General features: G+C 33.5%; 10 protein-coding genes. All 10 read right to left on the minus strand.

The genetic code is table 11. The annotated features are described in order from the left end of the window. Window position 1: 1 nt before the first annotated feature. The 10 genes from Q4Q47_RS04140 to Q4Q47_RS04185 all read right to left on the minus strand — a co-directional run bounded on the left by Q4Q47_RS04140 (window position 2) and on the right by Q4Q47_RS04185 (window position 12,296). Entirely contained in the window at window positions 2-913 is a 912-nt protein-coding gene (locus Q4Q47_RS04140) for a PorP/SprF family type IX secretion system membrane protein (RefSeq protein ID WP_303305381.1), read from the minus strand. Between the two features lie 15 nt (window positions 914-928). Continuing rightward, window positions 929-3,733 (minus strand): gliding motility-associated C-terminal domain-containing protein, encoded by a 2,805-nt coding sequence (locus Q4Q47_RS04145; protein WP_303305382.1) that lies wholly within the window; start codon window positions 3,731-3,733, stop codon window positions 929-931. 191 nt (window positions 3,734-3,924) lie between these two features. Continuing rightward, window positions 3,925-4,842 carry a Gfo/Idh/MocA family protein gene (locus Q4Q47_RS04150; RefSeq protein ID WP_303305383.1) on the minus strand — a complete coding sequence of 306 codons (918 nt, stop codon included), beginning with the start codon at window positions 4,840-4,842 and terminating at the stop codon, window positions 3,925-3,927. 78 nt (window positions 4,843-4,920) lie between these two features. Further along, complete coding sequence (locus tag Q4Q47_RS04155; protein ID WP_303305384.1) at window positions 4,921-5,982, minus strand: Gfo/Idh/MocA family oxidoreductase; 1,062 nt, start codon at window positions 5,980-5,982, stop codon at window positions 4,921-4,923. Beyond that, the gene (locus tag Q4Q47_RS04160; protein WP_303305385.1) at window positions 5,975-7,174 is read right to left on the minus strand and encodes a nucleoside permease; all 1,200 of its coding nucleotides are present in this window, start codon (window positions 7,172-7,174) and stop codon (window positions 5,975-5,977) included. The genes Q4Q47_RS04155 and Q4Q47_RS04160 overlap by 8 nt, the downstream gene beginning before the upstream one ends. Before the next feature lie 7 nt (window positions 7,175-7,181). Next, the gene (locus Q4Q47_RS04165; RefSeq protein WP_303305386.1) at window positions 7,182-7,940 is read right to left on the minus strand and encodes an SDR family NAD(P)-dependent oxidoreductase; all 759 of its coding nucleotides are present in this window, start codon (window positions 7,938-7,940) and stop codon (window positions 7,182-7,184) included. A 10-nt stretch (window positions 7,941-7,950) separates the two neighbouring features. Then, window positions 7,951-8,829, minus strand: coding sequence for a sugar phosphate isomerase/epimerase family protein (locus tag Q4Q47_RS04170; RefSeq protein WP_303305387.1), 879 nt, complete (start codon window positions 8,827-8,829; stop codon window positions 7,951-7,953). Between the two features lie 28 nt (window positions 8,830-8,857). Beyond that, on the minus strand, window positions 8,858-9,829 hold the full coding sequence (locus tag Q4Q47_RS04175; protein WP_303305388.1) for an aldo/keto reductase: 972 nt from the start codon (window positions 9,827-9,829) through the stop codon (window positions 8,858-8,860). Between the two features lie 19 nt (window positions 9,830-9,848). After that, complete coding sequence (locus Q4Q47_RS04180) at window positions 9,849-11,114, minus strand: erythromycin esterase family protein (RefSeq protein ID WP_303305389.1); 1,266 nt, start codon at window positions 11,112-11,114, stop codon at window positions 9,849-9,851. 36 nt (window positions 11,115-11,150) lie between these two features. Then, window positions 11,151-12,296: a glycoside hydrolase family 18 protein gene (locus tag Q4Q47_RS04185; RefSeq protein ID WP_303305390.1), complete on the minus strand. Its 1,146-nt coding sequence runs from the start codon at window positions 12,294-12,296 to the stop codon at window positions 11,151-11,153. Window positions 12,297-12,306 lie beyond the last annotated feature (10 nt).

The raw sequence follows: 12,306 nt of genomic DNA on the forward strand, positions 1-12,306 counted from the left end.
ATTAATAAAATCTTGGAGATGAATATTTTTTACTTAAACCTAACACATCAAATCTATAGAGCAATATAAATTCATGACTTCCATTGTTAAAAGTTTTTAATTGACTGGTATTAAAATCGTAAGCATACCCCACTTTTAAATGTGGAGTAATATTAATACCAGCTAATCCAGAAATGGCATCTTGATATCGGTATGACACCCCTAATTCGAACATATCCTGATAAAGTACATTTGTAGAAACATCAAACGATAATGGTGCTCCTGTAACATACTTAACCACTGTAGACGGTTTTAATTTAAATGCACTATTAATATCAAACACATAGCCTCCAATTAAAAACACATGTGGTTTGTCTTTGTACAATACGCCACTATTAATATTTAAATCGCTCGGAATAAGATTGGGTGATGATAATCCTATATAATAATTATTGTGAAATAAAAAGGCGCCGGCACCAATATTTATTACGGTTTTATTTGAATTTTGAAACAACGGATCTCCACTAACATTACTGCCCAAACTGCTAAAATTTAAATGGTCGAATCCCATTTTAATACCAAAGGACAGATTTAAATTATCCTTAATATTAATTTTATAGGCTGCGTTAATATTAAATACATTTTCGCTCAGGTTTATCTTCCCTCCTATATTATCATTTAAATAGTTTACACCTAACTCTATTTTTTCGCTTAAAGGAATATTCGCAAATACATTAGCCGTTTTTGGTGCACCTTCTATACCTACCCATTGTGTACGGTACAAACTCCCTACTTGTACAATACTAGGCTCGTTAATCATATAACCAGGGTTTACCAGACCCATATTATACATGTATTGTGTATACTGGGGTTCTTGTTGGGCATATGCAGATAACCCACATATTATGAATACTATAAATATTTTAATTTTCATTCTATAAATGACTTATTATCTGCTTAAATAAAAATTTCCTTGCATAGGGTCAGTGACTCCGTCTTTGGGATCGAATACATAAAAATAGACTCCAGATGGTAATTCTTCTCCAATGGTTAATGCTACATTAGAAATACCCTTAAAAAGTGGTGTATTCTTATTTCCTTTATAAACAATAGATCCAAATCTATTGTAAATGTTTAATTCGAAATTTGGAAATACGGTAGGTAAGCCACATAAATCAAAGTCATCATTTTCACCATCTCCATTAACAGAAATACCATCTTTAAAACAAGGTTCACAATCCGCGTGGTTTAATGGTAAAATAGCAACTGTTATCTGTACGCGTTCCGATTCACAATTATCACTATCTAAAGCAGAAACATAATAATCTTCTCCATCTATTAAAACAGTTCCTAATGGAAGTGGGTTTGTTGAAGTTGCCGTATCATACCAATTAAAATCTATACCATTACTTGCCTGAAGATCTGAAACTGTAGCACCTTGATTCGCACAAAACGTTTGATTAATGGCTGTAGGAACAGCAACCTCTACGACCATGATTGAAATGATGGCTGTACTCAAACTACAGGACGCATGCCCTTGAATTTCATACTGAAATCTGTACGTCTCTGCTGTTAATCGAGAAACATCCAACAAACTTCCTGAAAGGGCATTTGTAGTGTCCAGATCGACGAATGTACCTCCCGAATCTGCCGTAGCACTTAAATAATTGACTAAATCTATTTGTGAATCTGAACGACATACCGAATATAAGCCATCACTTCCAGCACTAGGGCTTTGATGGAGTACAACTGTCATGGTTGCTGAATTACCAGAACACATAAGAACACCTGTACCATCAACATTATCTGGAACCGTATATGTATAATCTCCAGCATCAGACGACATAGGATCGAACATGGCATTATGATCTGTTGTCGTAAATCCATTTGGCCCAGACCAGGTTCCAGTTGTATTTGGGCTTCCTCCTAGTCTATCAAATAAATTAAAAGCGGCATTTGTATTACAAACATCTATGGTATTACTAATACCGGACTGATATTCTTCGTACACCGTAAAAGACAAACTGGCTCTATCTACACAATTATTTAAAGTGGTTGTACTGTACAAGTAATTAAATGTTTGCTGACCATTTACATTTGGTAACGTAACCGGGTTTGCAACAATGCTTCCTGTTGAAAGATCCACCCAAGTCCCAAAAGATCCTTGATAAATAGGGTCATCAATACCATTTGTCGTTAATAAAGTAAACAAATCCAACGGGTTGGCTATGGTCGGATCAGTTTCACAAAACTGTAACCCTGAAGTATCTTCTCCTGCATAATTCTTAGGATGAATCGTAAGGGTTACCTGAGCACGTTCTTCATTACAAAATCCGCTTAGGTCAATACTGGGAGCACAGATATTCGGATTATAATTTAATACCTCAAATAAATCAGGATAGCAGTTATATTCTGGATGAACCACATATTCAAAAACATAAATCCCTGGATCTGCATTTAATAAATTAACGGTTCCTAATGAAGAATATCCTAGCGAAGGCGTACAAGGGTCACCGGAAGTATTGGATACTAAACCTAAATCTGACGGACCTGAAATAAAATTCCAATCTGTACAAGAGCTCCTATTATAATCAAATAAAACACCATTCTCTGTTGTAAACTCTAATTGATCATATAAATTTACTGAAGCTGGCATGGAGACAGCATCTTCACAAAACTCAAACGGTGTAGTGGTTTGTTGGTTAAATGGCCTTATATATTCATATATTTTAAAGCTAATTGTAGAAGACGCATCTCCACAAACTCCGGAACGTTGGTCTACCGAATAAGTAAAATCCACTTCTCTACATCCAAACTTTGGATTACCAGCTACTATTTGTTGATAAATGTTTCTTATGTTTATTTCTGAATCTACCGGCGAAGTTATTTCTCCAAATAGATCAGTGCTCCAGACACCTTCAATATCTTCTAATAATAAGAATTGATCGTCGGTTAAATCAATATCCGCATCATAATTCCCGTTTAATATGTCCGTTTCACAAATACGTTTATTTTGAGCAAATCCAGAAAATACTTGCCTGACAATTGAAACATTTACAGTTGTCTGTGCAAGAGGCATATTACATGGCGGCATGCCTATTACCGTATAAGTAAACTCAAACGTTTCTTCATCCACCAGAGGAGGCCCTTGTTGGTATGGAATAGTCACCGTTAAGTTAGAGCCCACTAAGCTCACAAAATTAGGGCTACTCCCGTTATATACCCACGTACCGTTAAGGTGTGGACTTGGAACAGACTCTAAAGCCTGAAAAAGATCTATGTCTGGCATCAAAATACATCCATTTATTGGTGTAGAGCCCGCATCACAAATTTCTATATTTACATCATCTGCATTAATTATTGGCAGTGCATCACCAGAAAATGGTCCTAAAATCAAGTTAAGAGTTACTGCGGGACCACTACCACAACTGGCATTATTAATTATAAATTGATAATCGGTGGTCGTTCTTGAAGCATTTGATAAATCCCATAAATACAGATCTCCTGTTGTTTCATCAAGCGCAAAACTAAAATTTGGATCAAACCAAGTACCCGTTATTGCCAGAGAAATAGGGGGACCTCCTGATACTGCGTTGTACTCATCGTACAAATTAATAATACCATCTGGGGTTCCATTACTATCACCATCAATTATGGTCATATCGCAAATAGTAATGGTTTGAGGGGGATTACACTGGGCTTGAATTTTTGTTAGGGAAGAAGTTATTAGTACAAAAAATAATATTCTTTTCAATATTTTGTAAGTTTAAATTTCCTGCAAGGTAATTATTTCAAAAGACTAAATTATAGGTAGATAGATAAATAAATAGATTATTAACATTTTCTTACTATCTATAAGTAAATCAGTTCCATTTCCTTTTAGATTTAACCCAAACTATGTATTAGAAATTCTATTACCTTGAATTTTTAACAAACAAACATATTTTATAAAATTTCACCTACTATTGATTCACATAAACTATGAGTGTTCCAAATGTCTTGGATACGATTTGCATCAAATTGATTTTTACTTAAGGCCAGTAACCAATCTTCAAACAAATCTATAAAACCTCTTTTGTATAAAGTACTTTTCCAATTATCGAACTTGATTATATGTTGTATGTTATTTTTATAATGAAAACCAGAAACCAATTCATTTATTTCCCATTTATTTCCATTGGAATAGTATTCTACCCGTTCTTCTGTCACCCCACTGATACGGTTCATAGTGCCATTAAGCAATGTGCCATTTTGCTGCCATTGAACTTGTAAGCTTTCTAATTTATTATTTTGAAGCTTCGAGAAAATATTAATATTCTCAATTGGTCCTTTGGCTAAAAAAAGAAGGCTATCTACAACATGAATAAAATCGTCAAAAACAAATGCTCTTGGATCTCCAGGTAAATTTACCCTGTTCTTTTGCCAAAAAACTTGAACTGGACTTTCTTCTTGCTTTAACGACTGGATTAAAGGAGCAAAGCGACGGTTAAATCCAAGATAGAGCAACAATTGTTTCTGTGTTGCCAAGTTTAACAATTTCTCTGACTCATGTAAAGAATAAGAAAGTGGTTTATCTACAAATATAGGAATTCCAGCATTTAATAATTTAGAAGTATACAAATAATGACTTTCTGTTGAACTATGGACCATCGCTGCATCAGGCCTCGTTTTAATCAACTCATCTATATCTGTAAAAACACTATCTATATGATATTTTATAGCGAGTTGTTCTAATACTTTTTTATTTCTTGTACAAAGAATAGGTTCAACTTTAGAATGATTTGCTGCTATTGGCAAATAAGCTTTTTGAGCAATGTCTCCAAGACCAATAAGTGCAATTCTTATCTTTTGAGATTCTTCCATTATCCAATTTATGTAATTAATACATAGAGTTACTAGTTAAATAATATCGTGTTTTTCTGAAATTATACCTTATTATTTCTAAAGGTTAATTGTCTTACCAGTTTTAAATGCTTCATCTGCTGACAAAACAATTTTTAAGCTATTTATAGCATCATTTACATGAGCGGTAAGATCTAAATCTTCTTTAATGGCTTTTAACAAAAACTCTTGTTCTAACAAGCAAAGACCATCGTGATCTGGCTCATCTTTTGTGCTTAAATACTCGTCTTTTTTAGAGAAGTTACCAGAAGCATCTAACAAGCTATGGTGTAATTTTAGATTATTTGTTTTGGTATGTCCTTCTATATCCTGCGATTCCTCTTTTACATTATCTGTAATAGAAACAGCTCCCTTAGGTCCTATTACATCTTTTACAAAAAAAGCGGTTTCACTCATCATAGGCCCCCAACCTGCTTCGTACCAACCTACAGAACCATCTTCAAAACGCACTTGTAATTGACCATAGTTATACATGTTTGTTGGAATCTCATCAGATAACCGAGCTCCAATAGCACTTACACTTATAGGTTTTGATTCTGTCATTAAACACATAATATCTACATAATGAACGCCACAATCTACTATTGGAGACATCGAATTCATTAATTGCTTATGCGTATACCATTGGTCACCAGAGCTTTGTTGGTTCAAATTCATCCGCATTACCAAAGGCTTACCAAGTGTTTGAGCCACTTCTACAAATTTTGTCCAAGCTGGGTGTACACGTAAAATATAGCCTATCACCAGTTTTTTATTTTGCTCTTTAGCCAATTTTCCTAATTCTTCTGCTTCCTTTACAGTAGTAGCAAGTGGCTTTTCTACAAATACATGCGCTCCCGCTTTTAAACTTGCTTTCACATAAGCAGCATGCGTATCTGGATAGGTATTGATAGAAACCACATCAGGTTTTACTTCTGCTAACGCATGGTCAAAATCACTAAACATGGGCAGACCTCCAAGTTCTTTTGATAACCGTTCTCTACTACCTGAACTACGACTTACCAGACCAACTATTTCAAATTCATTTAATTGATGATAAGCTCTGGCATGTGATGTGCCCATATTACCACAACCTGCAATAAGTACTTTTAATTTATTCATTGATTTCATTTTCAATAATTTCTTTTTTATTTTTAAAAACTAAGGCAAATAACAGCATCACTCCAAAAGCAATGCAACTAGGTATAATCCATATTTTTTGCCAATTATAGACCTCATTTATAGTATAATAATCTACTACACGTCCAGATAACCATGTACCCAGAAACATACCAACCCCATAGGTAGCCTGCGTCAATAACCCTTGTGCAGAGTTTTTTAATTCATTAGGTGAGTTTTGATCTACATACACCTGACCCGCCACAAAAAAGAAATCGTAACAAATACCATGTATAATGATTCCTAAATAGAGAAGCGCCATAAAATCAATCGATCCATAGGCAAAAAACAAATATCGTATCCCCCATGCAAACATAGCAATAATCATAACTCTTTTAATTCCAAAGTACCTAAAAAAAACAGGTAAGAGGAGCATAAATCCAATTTCTGACAACTGCCCTAATGTCATTTTTCCTGCAGCATTTTCTACACCTATATCATTTAAAAACAAGTTGGTAAAACTGTAATAAAACGATAGTGGTATCGACACAAGAAGTGAAGCTATTATTAAAACCATAAACGAGCGATTTTTAAATAATGATAATGCATCTAATCCCAACCATTGTTTAATTCCTTTTGTTCCTCTTATAGATTCTGGTAATGTTTTAGGTAATAAAAATGCAAATGCACCCAGAATAAATGATAATAAACTGGCTATCAATATTGGTGATGCACTTAGCTCTAATTTATAGTATGCAACAACCCAACCCATAACAATCCATCCAATGGTACCAAATACTCTGATATTTGCAAAATCCTTATCAGGGCGTTTCAAATGTCTCATGGCAATAGTATTGGTCAATGCAATAGTGGGCATATAACACAATGCGTAAATAAAAACAAAGATATAAAACCATTGATAGGTGTGCTGGTAACTGATTGCTATCAATAAAACAGCTCCTATAACATGTAAAACACCTAAAACTTTTTGAGCTGAAAACAATTTATCAGATAATACTCCCACAATAGCAGGTGAAATAATAGCAGCCAATGCAAATGAACCATATATCAAACCTATTTGTGTTCCTTCAAATTGTAATGTTGTTCCTAAATAAGAGCTTAGGGTAACATACCATGCTCCCCAAATAGTATATTGGAACAGCATCATTACTGCCAATTGTATTTTTATTTTCATACCTAAATTAACTAGTTGCCATAATGCCTCCATCTATGGTCAATGCAGTACCCGTAATCCATGAAGCATCATCTGAGGCTAAGAATAATGCCGTTTTAGCAATATCTTCTGGTGTACCCAAACGTTTTAATAAAGTCGCTTTTCTTGCATCATCAACTGCTTTTTTAGGGTCTTCAAACGCATTTGCTGAATCCCAAATAAGTGGCGTATCTACAGGTCCTGGGCAAATAGCATTGATTCGTATTTCTGGACCATAATCTAAAGCCATTTGTTTTACCAGAGTGACTAATGCAGCTTTTGACGCACAATAGATAGCATGATTTGGGAAACACTTAAATGCAGCTATCGAGGCATTGGCGATGATGATTCCTTTTTCTTTTTTAATATGTGAAATAGCATATTTGCATAAATAAAAGAACGAATTAAAATTTGTATTTAAAGTGGTGTGCCAATCTTCAATGCTTATGTTGGTTATATTTCCTAATCCTAATACTCCTGCATTGGTTACAATACCTGTAAGTTTTCCATAAGTGGTAATAGCTTTGGAAACCAGTTCCTGATTTACTTCGGGCTTACTCACATCCCCAGCATGAAAAATGATATCATTAGTTACAGGTTTCAATTCATTTACAAGCGCATTCCCTCTTTCAATATTTCTTCCACTCAGTATTAATTTAGCTCCTTCTTTTGCGTATAAAATAGCAATAGCTTTCCCCATACCACTTGTGGCACCTGTAATGATAAATACCTGATTTAATAGTTTCATTTGCACACTTTTATTTGATTCCTCTTGCAGCTTTAATTAATAACTCTTTTGTTAATCGAATACCTTTACCTTCATCATCGTCTGATCCTTCATATTCAATTCCTATATGACCAGTATATCCCATATCTTTTACAATCTGGAGCATTTTAACATAGTCAATTTGCGTTTCATTTCCTAGGGCATCAAAATTATTGGTTTTAGCACTGACACCTTTTGCAAAAGGCATCATGTCCTTCACACCTTGATATCTGTCGTATTCATAAAAATTGCCAAAATCTGGTAAAGTACCACAATTACTAAGATTGACATTTTTCATGATTTCCGACAACCAATCTCCATGTGTAGAATAGCCTTGATGATTTTCGACTATTATATTAATAGAGTAATCTTTAGCAAAATTGGATAATTGTCTTAAACTGTTCTCCCCTGCTTTTGCAACATCTATGCTACTTCCTTTACCATTAATGTTAACACGAATAGAACTACAGCCAAGAAATTGCGCAGCTTCTACCCATTTATAATGATTTTCTACAGCTTGAAATCTCGCTTTTTTATTTTGATCCCCTAGTTCCCCTTCTGCATCAATCATAATCAAAACATTTTTGACATTTAGATCAGATGTACGTTGTTTCAGTTCTTTTAAAAATGTCAAATCTTTAGCTTTATCCAGAAAAAACTGATTGACATATTCTACTGCGTGAATACCAAAATCATTTTTAGCTTTTGCAGGAAAATCAAATGTGGTAAGTTTCCCACTTCTCAAACTCCTATGCAATGACCATTGTGCTAATGATATTTTAAAAAACAATGAGTCTTTCTCAGCCATTATAAAAGACGGAAAGGAAAGTGTCAATCCTAAGCCTAAAGCTGTTTTTGAAGTGTTTTTCATAAAAATCCTCCTATCCATATCATTATAATTAGCAAGACCAATTTGTTGGTACACGATCCCAACGATGCTCTCTTAATCTATTAATCCATTCTTGAGAAAGTCCTTTTCCATCACTAATTCCCATATTGGCTTCTACATTTCGAAGTTGGCGCATACCAGGAATCATCGTAGTAACGGCTGGTTGAGAGGCTATAAATCGCAAAGCTAATTCGGCTAATGGCATTTCGTTTTGTACCAATCCTTTTAATTTTTCAATGCGTTCTATTGTAGGTGGTAAATTTTCAGGGCCAAAATAAACGTTCCTAAAATCTCCTGTTTCCCATTTAGATTCTAATGAGAGTCTCCCCGTAAGTGAGCCTTCATCAAACGGAACACGTGCTATGACAGCAATATCATTTTTTTCACAATAAGGAAATAATAGATCTTCAGGAGATTGATCAAGAATATTGTAAATAACCTGAATAGAATCAATTAACCCTGACTCTAATGCTTTTAAGCAATTGGTAGGCTCCCACCTGTTTACACTAATACCAAAAGATTGTACTTTTCCTTCTTGTTTTAGTTTTGTTACCATTTCTTTCCATTCATCACGCTCTGCCCAGCTATCTTCCCACACATGAAATTGCATAAGATCAATTGTTTCTACTCCTAAATTTGTTAAACTTTTTTCGGTATACTCCAAGATATGATCTGATGGATAGATATCTTTTAAAGTAGATGATTTACTTGGTGGCCACTCATCTATTTTTGGAGGAATCTTTGTTGCCGTATACAATCGTTTTTCAGAATGTCTTTTTAATAATCCTGCTAAAATTTGTTCACTTCTTCCTTCTGCATAACCCCAAGCAGTATCAAAAAAGTTACATCCTAATTCTATGGCTCTATCGAGTGATCTATTAGATATTTTATCATCAGATTCCGACCAACCAGCCATTCCCCACATACCATAACCTACCTGACTAATATTCCAATCAAGTTTTCCAAATTTTTTATACTTCATTTCTTAATATGTTTATTATTTATTTTATAGATTTTTGTTTAGTAGGTGTTGTTTTTTTAATATAAAAAACACCATCAAAAACATCGGGTAAAACACTTATAAAAGTATTAAAATTTTCTAGCCTCCCTTTTTGCATTTGCTTCAACCATTTTTGTTCTTCGGTAAGTTGTTTAAAATCAATTATGCCATTTTTAATATCAACATTATTGATAACATCTTCAAAACTTCCTTTTATAGGCTTCTTAATTTCAATAGTTTTTCCTGAAACAAAATCGATATATGAACCTTTATACCCCGTAAACCCCATGATGTACATTTTTTCTTGAAATTCATTTTTTAAAAAATGCCCCATTGGTTTTTTATCTCCAACATTTTTTGCAATATGAAAATTATGAGCCCAAATAATTATTTTCTTTCCTTTAAAAGGATTATTCACTAACCAACTCATATTTTTTGCCATTTGACGATCTCGATCCATATCTTCAATATCTCTCCAATACCTCTTGGCTTGAGATTCTATACTGGCAAGAATTTGAAGCCAGAAATTGGAATTTTCTAAAATAGTACTACTCTCTTTTGAAGCTATGGCCTTCAGGCGCTTTTTTATACTTTCTAAAACCTCGTAAAAAACAAGTTTTTCTCCCAGCGCAACCTCTTTTTGCATCCTAAAAATATCTGCAGATTTTTTGCTGAATAATTTCCAATTTCTTGTATTAGGGATTTCGGAATTATACTTTCTTAAAAATGCTGCAAGATCATTAATCATAAAACTTTGTGATTTTTCACCAGTATGCTGACTATCCATCCCAGTAAATAAAAGTGGCGTTTTGGTATTTTTATGAGTGTCTATATAATCAAATAAACACCTCACCTCCAAACTATTAGAATACATATAAAATATACTATCCTCTTTTTCTTTTACCATGGTACCACCTAGTTCCAATTGTTGTGCAATTTTTACACAATCATACATACCACTTTCAAGAGCCAGAACTTCAAACCCCATTTTTTGGTGTAAAAATTTCACCAATCTCACTTTTGCAGAATAAGCAGATGCTTCACCATGACTTTGTTCACCAAGCAATACAATTTGTGTGTTCGCTAACACTTTTTTTAAAGGTTCTAAATCTGAAAAATCAATAGTATTTGGTGATATAGATTTTACTTTAATAGCATGTTTTCCAATCCATTTTACAATAGATGATTCTGGTTTTTGCGAATAACTAGTTTGAATAAGAAATATGTACAGGCACAGGCATAACCATATTTTTTTTATCAAAACCATATATATACTTTCAAAATCTAATTTTTGTTATAATACCTACTCTTTTATATATAAATTATTATAAATTGTATTTAAAAGAGTCCCATTATCACCATTAAATTGCCAAAACATAATACCACCTAGTTGTTTGTCATTTACAAAATCCACTTTATATTTTAAAGATTTAGCATTATCATAAGTAATAAATAAAGAATCTTTTTGACGCCATATATAAGGAGCTTTGGCTGCTTCATCCCAATATTCGGTATAACCTTTATTACTATTTATACTATCAATAATAGCATTATAATTATAACTACCTGTAGTACCTTTTGTTTTTTGATATAACCCATTATTCATTGGGTTTGCACCTTTCCACCATCTTCCATAAAAAGGTACTCCTAAAACAATTTTACCAATTGGAATACCTGCATTTACATGCTCTTGAACTGCTTTAACGACACTTACTACAAGTGGATTATCGTCTGAATTTGATGGATTAAGATTAGCATGATGTCCAGTCTTAGCCTCTCCTCCTCCATGAAAATCATAAGTCATTATATTAATAAAATCGAGATATTTATGTGCTTCTTTCATATTGGTATGATCTAGATAATTTTGACTAGCGCCAGAAGCTATCGTTAATAAATATTGATTTTCACTTGTAGCTATTCCGTCTAGCTTTTCTCTAAGTAATTTTAAAATAGCGGTAAAATTTTCTTTATCTTCTGGTCTATGCACATTTCCAGCTCCAGGAAGCCCTGGGTACTCCCAATCTAGATCAATACCATCTATATTATGCCTCTTCATAAATGAAATAGCACTATTGGCAAACTTTTCTCTTGATGCTTCTGTTAGAACTGCATCAGAAAAGTTTTTTGACCATGACCACCCTCCTACAGAAATTAATATTTTCAAATCTTTATTTTTTTCCTTTAGTTTTATCAGTTTTTTTATAATTTCAAAATCTGTGTGTCTACCTTCAACGACTTCTCCATCTTTTATGTTGGCAAATGCATAATTTATATGGGTTATCAGGTTAGCCTTTTCAAAATTATCCCCCCAATTGTCTTGCCAGGAATTTACATAAGCGATAACTTTTTTATTTGTAAGGTTTGTGTTTTGCTCTAAGTTTTCATTTTTTTTAGAAGTACAACTTAAAAAAATAAATAATGAGCAGGTGTATAATAATATGTATTTCATCTGTTAGTGT

Origin of the sequence: Flavivirga spongiicola (genome assembly GCF_030540825.1) — a bacterium.
GTDB lineage: Bacteria > Bacteroidota > Bacteroidia > Flavobacteriales > Flavobacteriaceae > Flavivirga > Flavivirga spongiicola.

Bases quoted from the DNA above. Each gene is read 5' to 3' on its own strand.
- Q4Q47_RS04185 (WP_303305390.1), bottom strand. From the start codon at position 12,296: ATGAAATACATATTATTATACACCTGCTCATTATTTATTTTTTTAAGT.
- Q4Q47_RS04180 (WP_303305389.1), bottom strand. From the start codon at position 11,114: ATGGTTTTGATAAAAAAAATATGGTTATGCCTGTGCCTGTACATATTT.
- Q4Q47_RS04170 (WP_303305387.1), bottom strand. From the start codon at position 8,829: ATGAAAAACACTTCAAAAACAGCTTTAGGCTTAGGATTGACACTTTCC.
- Q4Q47_RS04160 (WP_303305385.1), bottom strand. From the start codon at position 7,174: ATGAAAATAAAAATACAATTGGCAGTAATGATGCTGTTCCAATATACT.
- Q4Q47_RS04155 (WP_303305384.1), bottom strand. From the start codon at position 5,982: ATGAATAAATTAAAAGTACTTATTGCAGGTTGTGGTAATATGGGCACA.
- Q4Q47_RS04150 (WP_303305383.1), bottom strand. From the start codon at position 4,842: ATGGAAGAATCTCAAAAGATAAGAATTGCACTTATTGGTCTTGGAGAC.
- Q4Q47_RS04165 (WP_303305386.1), bottom strand. From the start codon at position 7,940: ATGAAACTATTAAATCAGGTATTTATCATTACAGGTGCCACAAGTGGT.
- Q4Q47_RS04175 (WP_303305388.1), bottom strand. From the start codon at position 9,829: ATGAAGTATAAAAAATTTGGAAAACTTGATTGGAATATTAGTCAGGTA.
- Q4Q47_RS04140 (WP_303305381.1), bottom strand. From the start codon at position 913: ATGAAAATTAAAATATTTATAGTATTCATAATATGTGGGTTATCTGCA.